Here is a 21,822-nt window from a genome sequence, read left to right as displayed (position 1 = left end):
CTTCCCCTCTACTTCGTATAACGCGCCGTCCTGCCATTGCGATACACCAGTAGGCATACCATGACCAGGTCAATCCCGCTGCCATCCTCGGCCTTGATATCGATGACTATGCGGCGGCCAAGTACAAGCCCAGTTAGCATCCTGCATGCAGAGTGGATAGATATCCACCAGGGTATTCAGCTCCAGCATACGCGTCTTCAGTGGGCATTCAACATGCCATTGGCGGCAATGGTTAGGCGCTACGGCCCCAGCGTGGCAAGGTCACCGTTCACCAGCAGCGAGACGGGGTCTCAGCGACAATGCATCATCGCGCAGCAAGTCGCTGGGTTTCAGAGTTTCTGGATAATATCTTTGTTATTCATTAGCTTGTTTCCTGATTCAAAATGTTGATGTAAGCACCGTAGGCATACACGCGGTTACGTTTTTGGCCGGTCACTTCCTGCACCATACCCAGCGTACCTGCCATGGCATCGAGTGCCTTGCCCACCGTCGCGGCGGTCAAGCCGGTGGTCTTGCTCAGGGCGGCAATATTCAAGATGGGGTGCGCAAACAGCGCATCAAGAATTTGCCTGGCCGACCCCGCCAAGCGCCCCAGTTCCGCCAACCGTGCCTTGTCTTGCGCCAGCAACTGCGTCAGCGCCTGGGCCGTGCTGACGGCCTGATTGGCGGTGGCGGCGATGGCATCGGCAAAGAACAGCAGCCATGCTTCCCAGTTGCCGCTGATGCGTACTTGTTGCAGCAAGCTGTAGTAGGTTTCACGATGCTGTTTGAAAAACACGGAAAGATACAGCAGCGGCTCCTGCAAAATACGGGCGTCAACCAGTATCAGCGGTATCAGCATGCGGCCGAGGCGGCCATTTCCATCCAGGAAGGGATGGATGGTTTCAAATTGCACATGCGATAGTGCCGCCTTGATGATGGCGGCAGTCGGCTGCGGCACGTCGTTGATGAAGTTTTCCAGTGCCGCCCAGCATTCAGCGAGCTGGTTGGCAGGCGGTGGCACGAACGTTGCCTCGTCGGCGCGATGGCCACCGATCCACACCTGATTGCGGCGAAATTCGCCAGGGCTGCGCTGCACGCCCCTGCCCGACGTCATCAGCACTTTATGCACTTCCGTCAGCAATCGAAAACTGATGGGCTGCCCTTGCCGTATCCGTTCCACCCCCAGCGACATCGCCTTGACATAGCACGAGACCTCTTGCACATCATCGAGCGGTACGCCAGGCTGCCCGTCTATCTCATACAGCATTAGGTCGCTGAGCGACGATTGCGTGCCCTCAATTTGGGAAGACATGACGGCTTCCTTGCGCACATAGCTGTACAGGAACAGCCGTGCATCAGGCAAGAGCGTGCTGATGGCATCGAGTCGCCCCAGCGCGATCAGGGCTTCGTCCAGGCGGCTTTGCAGTTTGCCGTTCAAGTCCAGCGCCGGCACTGGTGGCAGTGGCAAGGGCACAAAGGCCTGGCACGCGACACCGCCGGCAATGGTCGATGTGTAAGTCCCTGTGAGTCCACGTTGCATAGATTCGCTGAAGTTAAAATGAATGGAGGTTTTATTTTAACTTACGGAGAAAAATGAAATAATGAAATCCTTATTTTATGTTGACGCTATCAAGCCGCCTTCGGCAACAGCACTTCCCCAAAGGTTTGCAACACTTGTTCCAACTTGCCGTCCATCATCGCGTTAAGACGCCGACGATGCTGGCGGCGATATCCTGATTGGTCTTGCTACACCAGACGGTTTGCGGCATGGCCTCGGTGTAGCTATGTTGATCGAGCAATAAGCGCACTTCCTTCATACTGTGGCGACACGAAGACACTGGCCGCCGTTTTCCTCGCCCGGATCACCACTGCCCCCAAGAAACCAGTACACTAGTTCCTGAGCGCAACTAATTTTGTACGCGCGTCATGCCGCCTGCCGTTGCCGGGAGGCGCCCCTGCCGCAAGGCGTGTTGTCTCTGGACAAATGCAATGTTCACTTCGCGCAGCCTGTCGCCTGCCTTTTATTACCTGTTCTTTTCAGGAGAACGGGAGCAGCAGCAGCGCTTTTTCAAGGAACTGCATTTCATTTCGATAGCCATCCTGACGTTTGGCCTGGCTTGCTGGCTGGTCACGTTCAGCCTGACCTTGTCGCGCGCCTCGCTCGATCATGCGCAGGCGGCGCTGGGCGTGACGGGCATGCTGGCCGGGCTGCTGCTGACTGTGTATGCGAAGTCCTTGCAGGCCATCATCACCAGCGGCACCATCAGCGTGCTGTTCATCGCTTTCGGCTTTCGCGTGCTGATGCTGGGCACGGAAGACCCCGCTTTCTGGGTATTGCCGCTGGGCGTGATGATCACCCTGACGACGGCGCCCATCTTCAGCGGTATCGCGTATTACCTGGGCGTGTCGCTGTGCGTGTGGGCCATTCTGGGGCTGGGGCAGTTTCCCGTGCATGCGGGCCAGGCCGACCAGCATTGGCCCGTGCTGGCCGTCACCATCAGCGTGATCATCGGTCTGGCGCTGAACATCTATTTTCTCGTCTTGCGCATCCATAACTACCGCGCCCAGCGCGAGCTGGCGACGATGGCCTACAAGGATGGCTTGACCGGACTCAATAACCGGCGCATGTTCACGCAAAGCGCGCGCGCCTTGCAGCGCACGGCGCGCACGCCCGCGTATTTCCTGATGATCGACATCGACGACTTCAAGCAGATCAATGACGTGCATGGCCATGACGTGGGCGACGAAGTGCTGAAAAGGATCGCCGAGGTGATCGCGGGGCTGTCGGGCGAGCACCTGTGCGGCCGCCTGGGCGGCGAGGAATTTGCCGTCATCTACGTGGGTGAAAAGAACGCGGCCTGCGCCTTTGCCGCGCAGCTGGTCGATGCGGTCGAGGCGGCTTTCGTGCCGGAACGCAAGGTGTCCGTCAGCATCGGCATGGCGGAACTGATCAAGGAAGCGGACTTGTCGCACAGCTACCGGCGCGCCGATGAATCCTTGTACCAGGCCAAGAAAAACGGCAAGAACCGCTACGTGTTCAACGCCGCCTGAATACCGCCGTCCGGCGTCGCGTCGAGCAGCGCCAGCAAGGCTTGCGGCGCAATCTTCCATGGATCGCGCTGCTCGGGATCCACCTCGCACCAGCTGTCCTGCGCGCCGATCTTGAGGATGGTCAAGGGAATGTTCTTGCTCTCAAAGAAGGCCAGCATGCGGCGGAGCAGTTGGCTGACCCTGGCATGGTCTTCCAAGTATAAAGAACACGTATAGAAGCAGCCCTTCTCTCCCATGCGTAATTTCCTGGCCGCCCCGACACGCGAGTGGAGCACGTACTTGTGCAAGAACTCGGTCACGACCTCATCGTCAACGGGAATACTGCAGGAAATGGTGATCTTGGCCATGGCAAGCGGGGCAGTGATTCAATAGACTAGCTTAGCAGAAAGCTTTTCATTCCTGAAATGCTAAGATCGCGGCGCGCGCATGCCGGCAAGCCGACCGGCCTGGCGTCTCGACAAGGATAGCCATTGAACACCCCAGGAAAATTCACTCTGCGCATGCTGTCACTGTGCGCCGCCCTGTGCCTGCCGCTTGTCAGCATGGCTCAAGCCGTTTCCGCCGAAGACGCCGCCTTCGTGGCCGCCACCGTGCCTGTCTCCGTGCCATCGCCGCCGCTCAGCCTGAACGAGCATCCACAAATTCGCGCCGGCGTCTTCAAGCTGCTCGGTTATGCGCGCGGCAACTACACGCAGGGCGATACCCTGATCGCGCTCCAGGTACTCGACAGCATGCGTTCGCTGCAAGACATCCAGCGCACCATGCTGCCCGACGGGCGTTCCGTGCTGGCGTCCATCAACCCCGACACACACGGCGCGCAGCGTGCCGCCATGCTGTTCGATCCGCAACGCAAGCTGTTGGCCCTGGGCCTCGTCAACGGTCATTGCCAGGCCGCCATCGGCGATGCCGTGCCCGCCTGCCTGCCGTCCACCCACGCCGTGCTGACGGTGTTTGTACCGCCGGGCGCGGAGGACGAGATGGCCGCGCCGCTGCTCGTGTGGGCGCGGCAACTGCCGCCCATGCTGGCGCAGGCTGCGCCGGAACAGCGGCAAAGTATTGCTGCGGTGGAATACATCACCACTCTTCCCGGCCAGCCCGGCTGGGAGCCGCGCGACGTGCCGCCCGGCTTTCCCCCCAGCTTGCTGCACCTGTTGCTGCCGGACGCGGAATTGAATAGCAGCGCCAGCGGCGGCAAGCTCATTGCACCGGCGGGCCTGGGCGGTTTGCCCATGCGCACGCCTGCGGAAGCGGCCGAGGCCGGTGACGAGCCCATGCCCGATGCCAGCATCACCCTGCGCAGCTATGCCGATTTCCACTGGGTGCTCAACACCTATGCCAAGCTGGCCAAAGGCGCGCAAGTGCAGGGCCATGACGACAAGGTCGTGTTCACGGGCAGCGATACGAGCGGCCGCTACACGATCACCCTGCGCGAACCGGGCAAGAAAGACAGCGTGCTCATCACCGTGGCCATCTGGCGGAAAAATTAAGGAAGGCGAACAGGGAAAGCATTGCCATTACGCACAAGAGCATGGCATTTTGGCATTTTGCGGTATGATTTCCGGCCGTGCGGCGCGGCCTCATCCCTGCCTTGCCCACCCTGCCCTTCAAGCCAGCCACGCTTGCGTCGCATCCTGCCCTAAGGAATTCATATGTTCGGTTTTAACTTGCGTGTTGCCAAGATGGTGTGGACGGCGTTCCTCATCGCCTTCCTGCTCTTTCTCACCTACAAGGTCTCGTCGACCCTGATCGTGGTGGTCTTTGCCATCTTCTTCAGCTACCTCGTGTATCCGCTGATCGGACTGCTGGAGCGCCATGGCCCGAAACGCCTGCCGCGCACGGCCGCCATCGGCATCGTCTTCCTCGTGGTGATCTTGCTGGTGGCGGTGCTGGGGTCCATCTTCGGGTCGCGCATCGAGGAAGAAGCGATCAAGCTCAGCGATCAGCTGCCGACCTTGCTCAAGGGGAATAATTTTGCCGAACGCATCCCTTTGCCGGAATTCATGGAGCCCTTGCGCGCGCGCCTGCTGTCCTTCATGCAGACGCAGCTGAGCAGCGGTACGGGACAAGCCATGCCGCTGGCGAAGGAACTGGGCTTGACCGTCATGCATGCGGCCAGCAACCTGATCTATCTGGTGCTGGTGCCCGTGCTGAGCTTTTTGCTGATCAAGGAAGGCCCAGACATGCGCGACGGCTTGCTGTCCCTGCTGAACCGCCCGAACAAGAAACTCTGGGGCGCCATCATCGATGACCTCGACATCCTGCTGTCGCGCTATGTACGCGCCCTGCTGCTGTTGTCGATCGCCACGTTTGTCTCCTACAGCATCGCCTTTTCCCTGATGGGCGTGCCGTACAGCCTGCTGCTGGCCGGCGCGGCCGCCTTGCTGGAATTCATCCCGTTTGCCGGTCCGCTGGCGGCGGCCGTCATCGCCGTGGTCGTGGCCGGTTTCAGCGGCTTCGAGCACGTGTTCTGGCTGATCGGCTTTATCGCCGCCTACCGTTTGTTCCAGGATTACGTGGTCAACCCGTATTTGATGAGCGAAGGCGTGGAAGTGAGTCCACTGATGGTGATCGTCGGCTTGCTGGCCGGCGACCAGTTGGGTGGCGTGGTCGGCATCTTCCTGTCCGTGCCCGTGATGGCGGCCATCAAGATCGTCTTCGTACGCGCGCGGGCAGCCTTGCAGGCGCGCCACGATGCACTGGAGAAAGCCGAACAGGCGGCAGAGGAAGCGCGCGCCCAGGCCCTGGCCGAGGCGGCGCTATTGCAGGAACAGGGCAGCAAGGTGGCCCTGTAACCCCGCTAGATTAAAACTCTTCCCATTCGCCGCTGCTGTCTGCAGCGGGCTTGGCAGCACGTGGCTGCGCCGGAGCGGCTGCCGAGGCAGTACGGCTTGGCGTCAGGCGCAACGCCGGGCGTTTCAAGGCCGTGCTGGCGGCGGCCACGACAGGCTTGCGCAAGGCAGGCTTGGCCGCTGCCGGGCCGCTGTGGTTGGCGTCGAGTTTAAAAATGCTGACCATCTCGGCCAGCGCCGCCGCCTGCTCCTGCATGGATTCCGAAGCGGCTGCCGCTTCTTCCACCAGCGCCGCATTTTGTTGCGTCACGGTATCCATTTCCGCCACAGCTTGATTGATCTGGCCGATGCCCAGTTCCTGCTCGCGGCCGGCGGCGCTGATTTCGCCCATGATGTCCGTCACGCGGCGGATGCTGGACACGATCTCGTCCATCGTCGTGCCCGTCTGGCTGACCAGCGCGCTGCCGGCACCCACGTTTTGTACCGATGCTTCGATCAGCATCTTGATGTCCTTGGCGGCGGAAGCCGAGCGGTGCGCCAGGTTGCGCACTTCCGTGGCGACGACGGCAAAGCCACGGCCCTGCTCGCCCGCGCGGGCCGCTTCCACGGCCGCGTTCAGGGCCAGGATGTTGGTCTGGAAGGCGATGCCGTCGATCACGCCGATGATGTCGGCGATCTTTTTCGACGACTCGCTGATGGTGCCCATGGTATCGACCACTTGCGCCACCAGTGCGCCGCCTTTCACCGCCACGTCCGAGGCGGAGACGGCCAGCTGGTTCGCCTGGCGCGCATTGTCCGAGTTCTGCTTGACGGTCGAGGTCAGCTCTTCCAGCGACGAGGCCGTTTCTTCCAGGCTCGACGCCTGCTGCTCCGTGCGGCTCGACAGATCCAGGTTGCCCGAGGCGATTTCATTGCTGGCCGTGGCGATGGCGCCGCTGCCGTCGCGCACGCCGCGCACGGTGGTCGACAGGCGTTCCTGCATTTTCTGCAAGCCCGTCAGCAACGCGCCCATCTCGTCGTGGCGCGTGATGACGATGTCGTTGGCCAGGTTGCCGTCGGAAATGGCGCCGAAATGGCGCAGGGCCTGGTCCAGCGGGCCAAAGATGGCGCGCAGCAGCAAGAAGCTGGAAATAATCGTCAGCAAGGCGCCCACTATCATGCCGCCGATGGCCATGGTCACCTGGGTGCGGAAGCTGGACTGGCTTTCCGCATACATCTTGGCGGCCGAGCTGGCCTGGTATTGCGTCAAGGTTTCAGCGGCCTGGTCAAGGGTGCGGTACAGCGGCGTCAGCCCTTTCATCATCAAGCCGTCCGCTTGCGCGATGTTGCCTTCACGCAAAGCCTTGCTCATGGTCAGCACGCCATTGTTCATGTAATCGCTGCGCTTCTTGTCCATGTCGTCGGACAGGCGCTTTTCTTCCGCGCTCTGCGGCAAGGCCAGGTACACCTTCCACGACTTGTTGGACGCTTCCAGAAATTGTTCCGCGCGAGCCAGGGTATCCTTGGCATCGGGCGCATCCGGGTGCACCATCACGCGGTCCATCGTGAACCGCGCGCGGCCCAGGGCAATTTGCGATTCGCCGATCGCTTGCGTCGAGGCCAGCTGATTGCTGTAGACCTCGTTGAGGCTGTTGTTGGCCGATTTCAGGCTGATGATGCTCATCACGCCCAGCAAGGCGATCAACACGCCCAGCACACTCATGGTAGCGATCAGACGCATTTTTATTGTTATATTCGACAGCATGCAGTTTTCCTTGGTAAGGGCGCGACCGTGCCACCGCCTGCCGGACGAGATAGCGGCAAACGCCAGATGGGCGGATCACGTGAATTGTTCAGGACAGGTCGATACGGCGTGTGCGGCGGCAGGGGGAAGGCGGCCCGCGCATATCGTCAGGAGTGCAAGACAGGGCAACGAGGTCGAGGTTTCCTGTACTTTTAATTTCCTGACTGCAAGATACAGGGAAAGATTACTAGTAGCAACATCCAGTATGGATTTTCACGATTTGTAACAAGCGGATGATGTTTTTTGCGCAGAACTGGCATTCCGCTGCCGTGCGCGGTCGCGCGGGAATGCCATTTATGCTAGTCAACTAGTTAATACATGGTTTCTTCGATGAGCTGGCCATCGTCGCGAAAATACTGAAACCGGCCCGTTTTCCTGCCCATGTTGTAGGCACCGATCTGCTTCGGCTTTCCGTTCTGGAAATTCTCGATATTGACGCCATGCAGCACGCCCTTGTGCCAGTTGCGGTGAAATTGCGGCAGTTCGCCATCGGGATACAACAGGGTTTCCGCACCATCGCGCTTGCCGTCGGCAAACGTGCCCTGGTAACGCCGCTTGCCATCCGGATAAAAACTTTCCATCGTGCCATCGAGGACACCGAGGCGGTAATGTTCGACCAGTTCCAGCTGGCCATCGGCCGCATACTGCTCCAGCTTGCCATCGGGTTTGCCATTGAGCATGGTCAACACTTGCCAGCCGCCGTCCGGCGTCGATTTCTTCCATGGCCCCTGTTTGATGTCATCGGCATAGTTGCCGCCACCGCCAGGTTCCACCCACTGGCCCTGCTTCTTGCCGTTCACATAACTACCCTGCCATTGCACCACGCCACCGGCGCGGCGCTCGCTGGGGCCGTCCAGGCGGTCTTTTACGAAATGGTCGTAACCGGTGTAGCTGTGCATGTCCGCTGCGCGCCATTCGGCCACGCCCGGGCGCACTTCCCAGCGCCCTGTGCGCTGGCCCCGCTGCATCATGCCCGTGGTGGTCTCGTCGCCGCTTGCATATGTCCACGGCCCCTCGGCCTTGTCGTCGACAAAAGCGCCAGACGAGCGAATGGTATTGGGCTCTTCGTAATGCCATACGCCGGTGCGCTTGCCCTGCGCATACAGGCCGCGGGCAAACACGCTGCCCACGCAGCAATTGACGTCGTACTCGATGAATGGCCCGTCCTGGCTGCCGGCAAAGCGTTGCGGCTGCGTTTCCCATGTGATCCATTTGATGTGATAACTGGGCGCGCGGCCCCCTTCCCAGCCCTTTCCCAGCAGATACGTGACGGTCAGATAATGGCCATCCTTTTCCTGGTACGTCTTTTTATAGGCAAACGCGGGGGCGTCGGCTGGCTTGCCGGGCAATAATTCACCGTCGATATTGAAATAGCCGGCCAGCTTGCCATGCGCATGCTCGATGGCGTCAAACCCGGCCACGCCCGTGGGCGCGTAGGCGATGCTGTAGTCGATCAACTGCAAGGAGGCCAGCGCGGCGCGCACCTGCGCCTCGTCCATGGTTGTTGCGCCGCGCACGATGGCGTCCAGCGCGGGCTGCAAGGCCGGCACCTTGAACATCTTGCCGCCGCTGCGCTCGTAGCGGTAGGCATGCAAGCCGTAGGCTGCGCCACTGTTAGCACTGCGGCTGAGCACGAACGTGGTTTCACCCTCGCTGTCGAGATCCAGCTGGAACACGGCCTCGATGCTGGCCTGGCCGTACTTGTCCAGGTTCATGCGTTTTTCACTGATGCCGTTGCACTGGCAATAGTAGCCGTTGACCTCGCCATTTTCCCGCAGGAAGGCCAGCACCACGCCGCCGTCGCGGCGCTCGACAGCGCTGGCGTAGGCCATGGGCGCACCCTCATAAAAACGCGGCGCGGCCTGGGCCGGCGCCAGGGTACCCAAGGCCAGCGCCATGGCCATCGTGCTCACCCAAAATGTGTACCGCATGTCAACTCCACTGCCGAAAGCCGCCATTATGCATGGCCATCAGGCAAGGCCGGACACCCCAGCACGCCGGCCAAACAGCGGCCGCTGCACCGTCTGCGCCAGCAGCACGCCCAGCAGCGAGATGCCGCCGCCGACTAGGTGATAGAGATGCATGCTTTCATGCAGCCAAACGATGGCCAGCAAGGCCGTCAGCAGGGGCAGCAGGTTGACGTAGATGCTGCAGCGATTCGGCCCCAGCAGTTTGACGCCTTCGATCCACAGGTAGGACAGCACGATGGATGAGCCGATGCCCGCATAGCCGATCAGGGGCAAGGTGGTGGCGTCCAGCCGGGCGCTGCCGGGCGGCAGCAACAGAAACAGCGGCAGCATGCACACCAGGGCCGCCAGCGCCTGGCAATAAATAGCTTGCCAGGCGGGAATGGACAGACGCCAGCGGCGCAGCAGCACGCCGTACAGGGCAAAGCTCAGGCAGGCCAGCAGCATCAGCGCATCGCCCGCATGCACGCCCTGCTGCAGCAAGGCCAGCACGTCGCCGCGCCCGACCAGGTACAGCAAGCCGCCAAACGACAGCACGCCGCCGGCCGCCATGCCGACCGTCAGGCGCTCGCCCAGCAGCAGCACGCTGAGCAGGGCCGTCATCAGCGGCGCCAGCGCCGTGACGATGGCCATGTTCGTCGCCGTCGTCGATTCGGCGGCGCGGTAGGACAGGCTCTGGAACAGCGCCATCGACATCAGGCCGCACAGGGCCAGCTGCCACCACTGGCGCCGCAGCGCATGACGGTTGCGCCACAGGGGACGGGCGATAAACGGCGTCATCACCAGCAAGACCAGCACCAGCCGATAAAACGTGATGGCCGTGGGGGCGATGCTGGACGCGGCCAGCTTCGAGACGACGACGTTGCCGGCCCACAGCAGCATGGCCAGAAAAGGATACAGATAGGCGCGCACAGGCATGCGTAGCTCCAGGAATAGTTGCGGGGAACCATCATGCCGCAGGCGCGCCGCGCCTTCTCGCGCTAAGATGTCCATACCTATCGCAAAACTGACGCTCTTTTTATGGATTGCACCTCCCCCGCCTTTCAGGAATTGCTGCCCGTCACGGCGCGCGCCATGGCGCTGGCCGTCGACTATGCGCATGGCCACGTGATTTCCGTACACCGCCACACGCATGCGCAATTGCTGTACGCCATCGAGGGCGTGATGACCATCGAGGCGCAGGGCGGGCGCTGGGTGGTGCCGCCCACGCGCGGCGTGTGGCTGCAACCCGGCATCGCGCACCAGGTGCGCATGAGCGGCGCCGTGAAAATGCGCACGGTGTTCGTCAACTGCGCCAATTCTCCATTGCTGCCTGGCCACAGTTGCGTGCTCGACATCAGCCCCCTGCTGCGGCAACTGATCGTGGCCGCCGTCGACATCGCGCCCGATTTTACGGAAGGCAGCCGCGACTGGCATCTGCTGCAATTGCTGTTGCACGAACTCGGCAGCCTGCCTGTGCTGCCCCTGTATCTGCCCTTGCCTGCGGACGCGCGCCTGCGCGGCATCTGCGCGCGGCTGATGGAGCAACCGGGCGAGCAACTGACGGTGGCGCACTGGGCGCAAGAACTGGCGATCACCGAGCGCAGCCTGCACCGCTTGTTCCAGAAGCAGACGGGCATGCGCTTCGGCCAGTGGCGCCAGCAAGCGCGGCTGCTGCGGGCGCTGGAGCAATTGGCGCGCGGCGGCAAGGTCATCGACGTGGCCATGGACAATGGCTACACGAGCCAGAGCGCGTTTACCGCCATGTTCAAAAAGCATTTCGGCACGACGCCCACCGCGTTTTACCAGGCAAAAGTCATCGCCGCGTAAAAAAAATGCTGCTATGCATCAATAATCATGGGCGATAAGCGCCGGGCTTGTTATCATCGCAAGCCTTATCGCACCGCGCCCATCCTGGCAGCGGTGTTGACCTCTATCACACCACCATGACACAGAATTTCTTCCAGACTTTTATCCTGCTTTTGCTCGTCACCGATCCATTCGGCAACGTTTCCCTGTTCGTCAACGCCCTGAAACGGGTACCGATCGAGCGGCGCTGGAAAGTCGTGGTGCGTGAATGCCTGATCGCCTTCGGCATCTTGCTGCTGTTTATGTTCTTCGGCCGCCATTTCCTGAACGCCTTGCAATTGTCGGAAGTGGCGCTGCGCATCGGCGGCGGCGTGATTTTGTTCCTGATCGCCATGCGCATGGTGTTTCCGCAGCCAAACGCGGGCAATAGCGACCACGAGATGGGCGGCGAGCCGTTCATCGTGCCGCTGGCCATCCCCGCGCTGGCCGGCCCGTCGGCCCTGGCCACCGTGCTGCTGTTTTCCTCGCATGAAGTCAATGAAGTGATCGCCCACGTGGCGGGATTGACGGCCGTGGCCGTCGTCTGGCTGGCCGTCTTCCTGTGCGCCGAACGCTTGCAGCGGGCGCTCGGTCCAAGGGTCATGACGGCGTTCGAGCGCCTGATGGGCTTGATCCTGACGGCGATGGCCATTGAAATGCTGCTGGCCGGCATACGCGCGTTCCTGAAGTCCGTTTAACATAGAGCATTCATCCACTGGAGGAATCACCATGAGCCGTTGCGCCCACATTTGCCTGATGGCCGATTACAACCAGTGGATGAATGCCAAGGTCTACGCAGCGGCGGCCAGCCTGCCGCCCGGCGAGCTGCAGCGCGAGCGGGGCGCCTTTTTCGGCTCCCTGCTGGCCACCCTGAACCACGTGATGGTGGGCGACACGCTGTGGCTGCAGCGCTACGCGAAACATCCGGCCGGTTTCCCCCTGCTCGATCCCATCCGCGCCATCACGCCGCCCGCGTCGCTCACGCAGCCGCTGTTCGCGGCCGACGATTTTGCCGCCATGCACGCGCACCGGCAATGGCTGGACCAGCTCATCATCGACTGGGCCGCGTCCATCCGCGAAGAAGACCTCGACCATTTGCTCGATTACCGCAACAGCAAGGGGCCGAACCGGCGCGAGTTTTTCAGCCTGCTCATGCATTTCTTTAACCACCAGACGCATCACCGGGGTCAGGCCAGCACCTTGCTGTCGCAAGCGGGCGTGGACATCGGCGACACGGATTTACTGTTTCGCATCCCCAACCATATTGCCGACTGACGGCGGGCGGTACAGCCACGCTTTCACGGCAATCGCTGCCAGCGCCAGCCCGCCCAGCAGCGCGCCGCAAGCCAGCGCCCCCGGCATGCCATAGGACTCGATGGCCATGCCGCCGGCCAGCGCGCCCAGCGTCACGCCCAGGTTGATGGCGGCGATATACACGCCGATGGCGAACGCGGGCGCCTCGCGCGCTTCGCTGCTGAGCCATACTTGCGTGACGATCAGCCCGCTCGTATGCGCGGCGCCCCAGAACAGCAGCAACACGGCCAGCGCCGCCCAGCCGATACCCGTGCCCGCATGCCGGTACAACAGCCAGTACGCCAGCCCCAGCAGCACAGGCTGCAGCAAGACCGTGCGCAGCACATGCGTGCCCAGCTGGCGCCCCGCGAACAGATTGCCCGCCACGCCGCCCACGCCAAACACCACCAGCGCCAGCCCCGTCTGGCGCGCCGACAAGCCCGCCACCTGCTGCAGATACGCGGCCGCATACGCATACACGGCAAACATGGCGGCAAACACCAGCACGGCGGCGGCGATCGTGAACCACAGCGCAGGTTTGCGCAGCACGGCCAGCTGGCGGCCATACGCCAGCGGCGCCTCGCGCGGCGTGTCGGGCAAGAACACATATAAGCCCAGCGCGGCCAGCGCATTGACGAGGGCGCACGCGAGGAACGATGCCTCATAGCCATATTGGGCAGCGATCCAGGTGGTCAGCGGGATGCCCAGCACCATGCCCATGCTGGTGCCAGTGAACGCATGCGCGCCGGCCCGCGCCGCATCGCGCGGCGGATACAGGGCGGCGGCGGCCACCATGGCCAGCGAGAAATACACGGGGTGGAACAGGGCCGGCACGATGCGCAGCGCCAGCAGCAGCCCGAAGCGCGGTGCATACGCCGAGGCCACGCTGGCCAGGGCAAACACGAGCAGCGAGACGATCAGCACGCTCTTGCGGCGCCACCGCGTGGCCAGCAGCACGAGGAAGGGGCCGCCCACGGCGATCACCAGCGCGAACAGGCTCACCAGCGAACCCGCCTGCGCGGCCGTCACGCCATAGCGCTGCATGATCATCGGCAAGATGCCCACCACGCCAAACTCGATGCAATACACGCCGAACAGGCCCAGCGCGAGAAAAACGATGGGGTGCGGGCGCGTCATGGCATTTCCTTGGCGCCAGCTTCCTTGCTGCCATAAATCGCCTGGCACAGTTCCGTCACGAAGGGCCCCGCCATGCCCTCCAATGCCGTATTCGTAAACGCCACCACGGACAGTTCCTGCGCCGGGTCGACAAACCACGAATGGCCATACGTGCCGCCCATGCGCCAGCTGCCCGCCGCTTCCGGCGTGGCGGCGGCAAGCGGGTCCGTCAAGACCGTGAACCCCAGGCCGAAGCCGCGTCCCGGCCAGAACGGCAAGTCGAAACCGCCCGTCTGGTTTGCTCCCATCTGGCGCGCCAGCGCTGGCGGCAGCAGCGGCGCGCCGCCCAGTCGCAGGGTTTCCAGCAGGCGCATGAAATCGGGGGCGGAGCCGACCATGCCGGCGCCGCCGGACGGATACGCGTGCGCGTCGAGCGCCCTTGCCGGCGACAAGGTAAAGCCGGCCATGCCTTCGAGAAACGGCAGATGGTCTTCCCCCTCGTCCAGCAAACGGCGCGGCCGGGCTTCTCCCGCTGCGCGGTCCGCATACGCGACGGCCAGGCGCGCCCCGTCCGTGGCCATAAAACCCGTGTCGTGCATGGCCAGCGGCGCCGTCACCAGCTGCGCCACGGCGTGCGCCAGCGGCAGATCAGTCACCGCTTCGATCACGGCGCCCAGCACGTCGGTGGCGATCGAATACGCCCAGCGCGCGCCCGGTGCAGACGCGAGCGGCACGGTAGCGAGGCGGCGCAGGTTGTCTTCCAGGGAAATGCGGGAGGCATCCATGCCGTCCGACACGCCAGCCCGTGCATACGCCCCGCCCGGCGGCTGGAAAAAGCCATAGTCGAGCCCGGCCGTGTGCGTGAGCAAGTGGCGCACGGTCATCGCCGCCACGGCGCCGTCCGGCTGGCGCGGCGCAAAATACGGCAGCCAGCGCGCCACCCGGTCGTCCAGGCCCAGGCGGTTCTGCCCCACCAGCGCCAGCGCGGCCGTGGAGACGATGGGTTTGCTGACCGAGGCCAGGCGGAAGACGGCGTCTTCCACCATGAGCGTACCGGCCTCGCGGTCCAGTTGGCCGGCGGCGCGGCGATAGATATCGTGGCCGCGCTGGCGCACCAGCACCACGGCGCCCACCAGGCGCTGCTGCTGCAGCACGGCATCGAGCAAGGGGTCGATGCGGGCGGCCAAGGCCGAGGGAGAGAAGTTGTACATCATGGCGTAGCCTTTCAAATGATCAGGCTGTCAAGGTAAGCGAGACGCGATCAAAGAAAAACAGGCTATAGTTTCAGTCTGTGCGGACGTTGACATCCGCAATCAAAAGGAAAACCATGGATAACCTGGCGGGATTCACGGCCTTCGTGCAGGCGGCGGAAACGCGCAGTTTTGTCGCGGCGGGCCGGGTGCTCGGTATTTCCGCCTCGGCCGTGGGCAAGAGCATCGCGCGGCTGGAAGAGCGGCTCGGCGTGCGCCTGTTTCACCGCAGCACGCGCAGCATCGCGCTGACCAGCGAAGGTACCGTGTTTCTCGAGCGCTGCCGGCGCATCCTGGGCGAAATCGAAGCGGCCGAGCTGGAGTTATCGAACAGCAAGCGCGCGCCGCAAGGCCGGCTGCGCGTCAGCCTGCCGCAGGTGGGCAGCCTGCTCAATCCCGTGCTGGCGGCCTTTGCGCGTGCCTATCCGCAGGTGGAACTCGACCTCGATTTCAGCGACCGCCGGGTCGACGTGATCGAAGAAGGCTATGACGCCGTCGTACGCGCGGGAGAAAGCGCCGACAGCCGTTTGATGAGCCGCCAGCTGGGCCAGTTCCAGCTGCAACTGGTGGCCTCGCCAGCCTATCTGGCGCGCAACGGCACGCCCGCGCTGCCGGCCGACCTGGCACGCCACACTTGTTTGCTGTACAAGTTTCCCAGCAGCGGCAAGGTCGAGGCGTGGCCCTTGCCCGAGTGGCATGCCCTGCACGCGGCCGGCTTGCCGACTGTGCTCAACTGTAACAACGTCGACACCCTGCTGCACTTTGCCGAAAGCGGCCTGGGCATCGCCGCCCTGCCCGACTTTGCCGTGCACGCGGCGCTGACGGCGGGCCGCATGCAGCCGGTGCTGGACGCGCACCGCCGGCACGACGGCGCCTTTCGCATCCTGTGGCCCAGCAGCCGCCACCTGACGCCGAAACTGCGCGCCTTCATCGACTTCCTCGCCACGCACGTGTTTCCGGAAAACTAAGCCCGCATCCGGCGTCGCGCTCGTTGTTTCCACACGACAACTTATTTAATTTGCTACCATTTTTTAAACTTTTCGCGGACTTGATACAAGTTTTTGTATTGCAGTGCGGAATTTTGAGGAACAATTACAGGCTGGCCGCCCTTACGTATAAACCCGTAGCCTTGGCCTGTCGACGTTTTCCTTCACTTCCGCAATACGAAAGCAATCATGTCACTTACACAATTCAAAATCGGCACCCGGCTCGGGATCGGATTTGCTGTCGTTCTCGGTCTGCTGGTGGCCGTCTTGCTCGTCGGCCTGTACTCCATGGGGCAACTGAGCGCACGCACACACGACATCGTGGCCGACAAGAACGTCAAGATGGCGGCCGCCAATACCATGAGCGACAACGTGCGCAACATTACCCTGGCGATCACCAGCATTGTGGTGGCGCCGACGGAAGCGCTGGTGCAGGCGGAACTGGCAAAGATCGGCGAAGCACGCAAGAAATACGGCGCCGCCAAGGAAACCCTGCAAAAGAAAATTTCGACAGACAAGGAAACGGCGCTGATGGCTGAACTGGACGCGGCCCTGAAATCGGGCGCGCCGCTGAACAACAAGGTCATCGAGCTGCGCAATGCGGGCCAGACGGATGAAGCGATCGCCTTTTTGACGCAGCAGGCGGCACCGAGCCTGAAACGCGTGCTGGGCGCGCTCGACAGCCTGGTCGCGTATGAAGGCGAGCAGGCGGCCCAGGCGGCAACGGACGCCGAAACGCTGAGCAACAGTGCGCGCGCTTCCATGATTACCTTGGGCAGCGTGGCCGTGCTGCTGGGCGCTTTTGTTGCCTGGATCATCACGCGCTCGATCACCCAGCCCATCAATGCGGCCGTCAGCGTGGCCGAAACCGTCGCTTCGGGCGATTTGTCGTCGCACATCGTCGTCGATTCCAGCGATGAAACGGGCCGCCTGCTGGGCGCCCTGAAAGCCATGAACACGAGCTTGCTGGGCGTGGTGGCGCAAGTGCGCAACGGTACGGATGCGATTTCCACGGCGTCGAGCGAAATTGCCGCAGGCAACCTCGACCTGTCGTCACGCACGGAAGAGCAAGCCAGTTCGCTGGAAGAAACGGCGTCGGCCATGGAAGAGCTGACCTCGACCGTGAAACAGAACGCGGACAATGCGCGCCAGGCGAACCAGCTGGCGAAAAGCGCGTCGGAAGTGGCCGTGCGCGGCGGCAGCATCGTCGCGCAAGTGGTCGACACCATGGGCACGATCAATGACTCGTCGAAGAAAATCGTCGACATCATCGGCGTCATCGACGGCATCGCCTTCCAGACCAACATCCTGGCCTTGAACGCGGCCGTGGAAGCGGCGCGCGCGGGCGAACAGGGCCGTGGCTTCGCCGTCGTCGCCACCGAGGTACGCAATCTGGCGCACCGTTCGGCCTCGGCCGCCAAGGAAATCAAGGAACTGATCGCCGCTTCGGTCGCCAACGTGGACACGGGTTCGCGCCTCGTCAATGAAGCGGGCCAGACCATGGGCGACATCGTCGACAGCATCGTGCGCGTGACCGACATCATGGGCGAGATCACCTCCGCCACGCACGAGCAGACCATCGGCATCGAACAGATCAACATGGCCATTGCCCAGATGGATGAAGTGACGCAGCAAAACGCGGCCCTGGTGGAAGAAGCGGCGGCCGCCTCGCAAAGCATGCAGGAACAGGCGGGCGAACTGGCGCACGTGGTGGGCTTCTTTAAAACCGGCAACCATGTTGCCAGCGTCAGCAAGCTGACGCCTGTGCGCGCCACGCCGGCAGCGGCTGCGCCCGCCATCGCGCGCCCCGCAGCCAAGCCCGCCCCTGTGCGCAAGGCCGTCGCGGCCGCGCCGGCGCGCCGCAGCAACGCCGCCGCCGAAAGCGAATGGGAAGAGTTTTAAAACACCCGTGTTAATACCAGAGTTTTAACACCCGGCAACACCGCAACGGGAAAAGCCAGGCAGGAAGTTGCTGCCTGGCTTTTTTTCGTCCGCCAATACCACTTTTTTTGCGGCAAAGCCCGCGCAATAGACAAAAGTGCAAAACGTGCACCGCGCATACGCTTTACAATCCTCGCTCGCTTTACAAAATATTGGTCATCATGAATCAGGCAGAACAGCAGCGCCTCCTGGCTATCCTGGAGTATTGGCACAAGATCGAATTCTTTATCCCGTTTGACCTGAATCAAATCACGGACGTTGAAGACCAATCCACCGTGCGTCTCCTCCACCGCGAACAGCTGGCGCAATTGCCGCCGCAGTTCGCCACGCAGTGGCCAGTCCCTTCCGACCGCGAGATCGACGGCTTTTCACTGTTCCTCGGCGTGTTCGACAAGGCCGAAATCAACAAGGCTTGCCCGCCGGCCAACGGCCCGGAAAACATTGCCGAGACAGAAAAAACAGAGCTGCTGGGACGCTCGTGCTTTGCCCGCATCAACCTCAATGCGCTGGGCGAGCCGCAGTTCGATCCCGTCTCCGTGTCGACCTTGCCGTGGGCCCTGGGCCGCGCCCGCACGCCGGACTGGTCCGGCCTGAGCCTGGACGCCTTCAGCGACAGCCAGCTGGCGCTGCAGGACAGCCTGCGCAACTTTGCCGCCGCCCGCGCCCCGCAGACAGTGACGGACGAGGCGGGCAATGTCTCGTCGCCCCTGTCCGGCATGGAAATCGCGGCCCTGGCCGACCTGCTGCGCGACTGGGCCGGTTTCCACCCGTCCGCAGGCCAGCCGCTGGCCGTGCTGGAATTGCGCACGCGCAAAAAACGCGCGGCTGTGGCGGAAGGCGACCTGGCTGAGGCCAGCCAGAACCGCAGCCTGGACTTTGGCGACGCGGTGGAGCCGTCGATCGATATCCTCAACAGTTTTTACCTCGATGACCTGGAGCAGATCATCCGCGCCTTGCGTGGGGGCAAGTTGCCCGCGACCGTGGCCGCCTACCTGACGCCGCTGGCGCAGGACGAGCGCATCGACCTGTACAGCCCGACCGGACGCCAGGCACTGGCCGCCATGCTCAATCCCGCGAACATGAACCGCGGCCACTGGCTGGAAGACGCCAGCTACGCCATGAGCCTGATGCAGCAATTCGCCATCCACGGCGCGCGCACGGGCTTGAGCGAACGCGGCATCTTTTCCGTCAACGGCCCGCCCGGCACGGGCAAGACGACGTTATTGCGCGAATTGTTTGCCGACAACATCGTGCGCCGCGCCAGCGTGCTGTCCTGCCTGGACCGCGCCGGCGACGCCTTCATCGGCAAGGTGGCCGTAGCCTTCGAAGGCGTGCGCGACCCGATCACCATCGCCCGCTTGCGCCCGGAACTGACGGGCTTTGAAATGGTCGTCGCCTCGTCGAACAATGCGGCGGTGGAAAATATTTCCGGCGACCTCCCAAAACCGAAACAGCTGGGCAAGGAATGGGCGCGCACGCGTTACTTTGAAAGCGTGGCGCGCCGGGTCGTGGCCGACGGCAATGGCGCCAACCGCGCCCTGGACGAGATGGAAGCGCCGTGGGGCTTGATGTCCTGCGCGCTGGGCAATAGCGCCAACCGCCGCCGCTTCGTCAGCAATTTTTATGACGATGACTGGGACAAGAGCACGGCGCGCAAGACGCCGAATGCACAGAATATCCGCCAGTGGCTGGCCAGCTACCAGGGCGTGAGCTTCGCCCAGGCCGCGCGCGAGTTCCGCGAAACGGAACATGTGGTGGAAAAGGCCTTGGCCGAGCACGCCCAATACGCGGCCCTGTGGCAAGCCGTGGGCACGTGCTCGGAAGCCGATTTTATCCAGGCCAGCCAGCAGGCGTTGATTGAAGCTGAGCAAGAGATGGATGCAGCGAATGGCGCCCTGTCCGGCGCGCTGGCGCAGCAGGACACCCTGCTCGCCAGCAAGAAGGAATTGCTGGAAGAAGAGCGCCTGGTGGCGCTGACGCAACCGGGCTTTTTTGCCCGCCTGTTCCGCACGGCCCCGGCGCGCGCCTACAAGGACGCCGTCGTGGCCAATGCCGAGGCGCAGCGCCAGGCCGCGCGCGACGTCTCCGCCATCAAGCTGCTGCTCAAGGGCGAGCTGGAGCCGCGCTGCGAGCGGGCCCGCAACAGCCTGCACATTGCCCTGCGCACGGCGCAATCGCGCCAGCGCGAATGGGATGACAGCACGGAATTGCTGCGCCGCGCACGCCTGCGCTTTCCCACCATCATCGCGCCGGCCAGCCTGGACGAACTGGACGGCGACGCCCTGCAGATAGGCGGCCTGTGGCATGAACCGGCGCTGGCGCGCCTGCGCTCGCGCCTGTTTGCCAAGGCCCTGGCCCTGCACGAAGCGTGGCTGGCGGAAGTGGCGAAGAAGGGCGGACCCGGCTTTGGCGGCAACTTGCTGGCCGTGTCGAAATTGCTGAAAAACAAGCGCGCGTATGACCAGTCGCACGTCGCCATGGTCTGGCACAGCCTGTTCATGGTGGTGCCTGTCGTGTCGACCACGTTCGCCTCGTTCGCGCGCCAGTTCCAGGGCATGGGTCCCGAATCGCTGGGCTGGCTGTTCATCGATGAAGCGGGCCAGGCCGTGCCGCAAGCGGCGCTGGGCAGCCTGTGGCGCGCCAAGCGCGCCGTCGTCGTGGGCGACCCGCTGCAGATCGAACCCGTGTTCACGGTGCCGGGCCGCCTCGTGCAAACCCTGTCCGCCCTGTCGCCGCATACGCAGGATGGCAGCTACGCGCCGACTTCCGTTTCCGTGCAGACCCTGGCCGACAAGGCCAACCGCTATGGCGCGCTGGTGGGCGCCAATAGCGCCCAGCCCCTGTGGATAGGCAGCCCGCTGCGCGTGCACCGCCGCTGCGTGGAACCGATGTTTTCGCTGGCCAACAGCATCGCCTACGAAGACAAGATGGTCTACGGGCTGGCCGAGCGCACGCCGCCGGCCGGCGCGCGGGGCCTGACGCGGGGACCGAGCCGCTGGATCGACGCAGTCGGCGCCGTCAGCTACAAGCAGGTGGTGCCCGTGCAGCTCGATTTCGTGCTGGAAGTGCTGTTGAAACTGTATCGCCGCGATGGCAAGCTGCCGGACATGTATGTGATTACGCCGTTCAAGGCCGTGCGCAACGAACTGCGTTCGCGCATCGTCGACATGGACTGGGACCGCCGCCTCGGCTACGGCAAGGCGCCGACGGCGCGCGAACTGCGCCAATGGAGCAGCCAGATGGTGGGCACCGTGCATACCTTCCAGGGCAAGGAACAAAGCGTGGTCATGCTGGTCCTCGGCGCCGACGACAGCACGACCGGCGCCGCGCAGTGGGCGGCGGCCACGCCGAATTTGCTCAACGTGGCCCTGACGCGCGCGCAGCATTATGTGTACATCGTCGGCAACCCGCTGCTGTGGGGCCAGTTGCCGCATTTTGCGCCCGCGTGCGCGCAATTGCCGCATACGGGCATGCATGAGTTTTTGGTGGAGATGGGCTGATTGGCAGGCGTAGGTCGGATTAGCGCCCCAGCGCGTAATCCGACAACATTGTTGGCCGCTCTTGTCGGATTACGCGCGGCTACGCCCCGCTAATCCGACCTACGTTGCTGCGCCGGGAAGACCAAGGTAAACGTCGTGGCGGCCGCGTCGGACGCCACACTCGCGCTGCCGCCGTATAACTGCACGATGGCCGTGACGCAGGCCGTGCCCAGGCCTGCGGAAGCGGCCGAATCGCTATTGTCGGATTACGCGCGGCTACGCCCCGCTAATCCGACCTACTTTCCTGCACCGGGAAAACCAAGACGTAGGTCGGATTAGCGCGCAAGCGCGTAATCCG

Annotated in this window: 17 protein-coding genes; 9 read left to right on the top strand and 8 right to left on the bottom strand. The window is 63.1% G+C overall.

Annotated elements, in window-relative coordinates:
- Nucleotides 1–361: 361 nt before the first annotated feature.
- Complete coding sequence (locus JAB8_RS25110; RefSeq protein ID WP_343216118.1) at nt 362–1,456, bottom strand: Fic family protein; 1,095 nt, start codon at nt 1,454–1,456, stop codon at nt 362–364.
- Nucleotides 1,457–1,971: 515 nt separating this feature from the next.
- On the opposite strand from JAB8_RS25110, the gene JAB8_RS25105 reads away from it, so the two are divergent.
- The gene (locus JAB8_RS25105; protein ID WP_070224770.1) at nt 1,972–3,033 is read left to right on the top strand and encodes a GGDEF domain-containing protein; all 1,062 of its coding nucleotides are present in this window, start codon (nt 1,972–1,974) and stop codon (nt 3,031–3,033) included.
- Here JAB8_RS25105 and JAB8_RS25100 read toward each other — a convergent pair.
- On the bottom strand, nt 3,012–3,380 hold the full coding sequence (locus JAB8_RS25100) for a hypothetical protein (RefSeq protein WP_070291956.1): 369 nt from the start codon (nt 3,378–3,380) through the stop codon (nt 3,012–3,014). The genes JAB8_RS25105 and JAB8_RS25100 overlap by 22 nt on opposite strands.
- A gap of 153 nt (nt 3,381–3,533) precedes the next feature.
- Here JAB8_RS25100 and JAB8_RS25095 point away from each other — a divergent pair, with 153 nt between their 5' ends.
- Complete coding sequence (locus JAB8_RS25095) at nt 3,534–4,520, top strand: hypothetical protein (RefSeq protein ID WP_070291954.1); 987 nt, start codon at nt 3,534–3,536, stop codon at nt 4,518–4,520.
- A 162-nt stretch (nt 4,521–4,682) separates the two neighbouring features.
- Nucleotides 4,683–5,825 carry an AI-2E family transporter gene (locus JAB8_RS25090; protein ID WP_070224773.1) on the top strand — a complete coding sequence of 381 codons (1,143 nt, stop codon included), beginning with the start codon at nt 4,683–4,685 and terminating at the stop codon, nt 5,823–5,825.
- Nucleotides 5,826–5,835: 10 nt separating this feature from the next.
- On the opposite strand, the gene JAB8_RS25085 is transcribed toward JAB8_RS25090, so the two are convergent.
- The 3 genes from JAB8_RS25085 to JAB8_RS25075 form a co-directional block, all read right to left on the bottom strand.
- Nucleotides 5,836–7,566, bottom strand: a complete 1,731-nt coding sequence (locus JAB8_RS25085) for a methyl-accepting chemotaxis protein (RefSeq protein WP_070224774.1) — start codon at nt 7,564–7,566, stop codon at nt 5,836–5,838.
- Nucleotides 7,567–7,916: 350 nt separating this feature from the next.
- Nucleotides 7,917–9,536 carry a hypothetical protein gene (locus tag JAB8_RS25080; protein WP_175445253.1) on the bottom strand — a complete coding sequence of 540 codons (1,620 nt, stop codon included), beginning with the start codon at nt 9,534–9,536 and terminating at the stop codon, nt 7,917–7,919.
- A 39-nt stretch (nt 9,537–9,575) separates the two neighbouring features.
- Nucleotides 9,576–10,490 (bottom strand): DMT family transporter, encoded by a 915-nt coding sequence (locus tag JAB8_RS25075; protein WP_070291950.1) that lies wholly within the window; start codon nt 10,488–10,490, stop codon nt 9,576–9,578.
- Between the two features lie 102 nt (nt 10,491–10,592).
- Here JAB8_RS25075 and JAB8_RS25070 point away from each other — a divergent pair, with 102 nt between their 5' ends.
- From JAB8_RS25070 to JAB8_RS25060, 3 genes are all read left to right on the top strand, one after another.
- Nucleotides 10,593–11,381: a helix-turn-helix transcriptional regulator gene (locus JAB8_RS25070; RefSeq protein ID WP_083287921.1), complete on the top strand. Its 789-nt coding sequence runs from the start codon at nt 10,593–10,595 to the stop codon at nt 11,379–11,381.
- Between the two features lie 116 nt (nt 11,382–11,497).
- Nucleotides 11,498–12,097: a MarC family protein gene (locus JAB8_RS25065; RefSeq protein WP_070224777.1), complete on the top strand. Its 600-nt coding sequence runs from the start codon at nt 11,498–11,500 to the stop codon at nt 12,095–12,097.
- A gap of 31 nt (nt 12,098–12,128) precedes the next feature.
- Nucleotides 12,129–12,674, top strand: a complete 546-nt coding sequence (locus JAB8_RS25060; protein ID WP_070291948.1) for a DinB family protein — start codon at nt 12,129–12,131, stop codon at nt 12,672–12,674.
- On the opposite strand, the gene JAB8_RS25055 is transcribed toward JAB8_RS25060, so the two are convergent.
- The gene (locus JAB8_RS25055) at nt 12,639–13,829 is read right to left on the bottom strand and encodes an MFS transporter (RefSeq protein WP_070291946.1); all 1,191 of its coding nucleotides are present in this window, start codon (nt 13,827–13,829) and stop codon (nt 12,639–12,641) included. The genes JAB8_RS25060 and JAB8_RS25055 overlap by 36 nt on opposite strands.
- Nucleotides 13,826–15,019, bottom strand: a complete 1,194-nt coding sequence (locus JAB8_RS25050; RefSeq protein ID WP_070292016.1) for a serine hydrolase domain-containing protein — start codon at nt 15,017–15,019, stop codon at nt 13,826–13,828. The genes JAB8_RS25055 and JAB8_RS25050 overlap by 4 nt, the downstream gene beginning before the upstream one ends.
- Nucleotides 15,020–15,135: 116 nt before the next feature.
- On the opposite strand from JAB8_RS25050, the gene JAB8_RS25045 reads away from it, so the two are divergent.
- Both JAB8_RS25045 and JAB8_RS25040 read left to right on the top strand, forming a co-directional pair.
- The gene (locus tag JAB8_RS25045) at nt 15,136–16,026 is read left to right on the top strand and encodes a LysR family transcriptional regulator (protein ID WP_070291944.1); all 891 of its coding nucleotides are present in this window, start codon (nt 15,136–15,138) and stop codon (nt 16,024–16,026) included.
- A gap of 207 nt (nt 16,027–16,233) precedes the next feature.
- Nucleotides 16,234–17,946, top strand: a complete 1,713-nt coding sequence (locus JAB8_RS25040) for a methyl-accepting chemotaxis protein (RefSeq protein ID WP_070291942.1) — start codon at nt 16,234–16,236, stop codon at nt 17,944–17,946.
- On the opposite strand, the gene JAB8_RS30065 is transcribed toward JAB8_RS25040, so the two are convergent.
- Nucleotides 17,943–18,293 carry a hypothetical protein gene (locus JAB8_RS30065; protein ID WP_230506439.1) on the bottom strand — a complete coding sequence of 117 codons (351 nt, stop codon included), beginning with the start codon at nt 18,291–18,293 and terminating at the stop codon, nt 17,943–17,945. The two genes, JAB8_RS25040 and JAB8_RS30065, sit on opposite strands and share 4 nt — an antisense overlap.
- Here JAB8_RS30065 and JAB8_RS25035 point away from each other — a divergent pair.
- Nucleotides 18,261–21,485, top strand: a complete 3,225-nt coding sequence (locus JAB8_RS25035) for an AAA domain-containing protein (protein WP_254679592.1) — start codon at nt 18,261–18,263, stop codon at nt 21,483–21,485. The two genes, JAB8_RS30065 and JAB8_RS25035, sit on opposite strands and share 33 nt — an antisense overlap.
- The last annotated feature ends 337 nt before the right edge of the window (nt 21,486–21,822 follow it).

Source organism: Janthinobacterium sp. HH106, from assembly GCF_001758725.1.
In the GTDB taxonomy this organism is placed as follows: Bacteria; Pseudomonadota; Gammaproteobacteria; order Burkholderiales; family Burkholderiaceae_D; genus Janthinobacterium.
The sequence above is the reverse complement of the archived record's forward strand: the minus strand, read 5'-3'. Positions and strand labels throughout refer to the sequence as shown.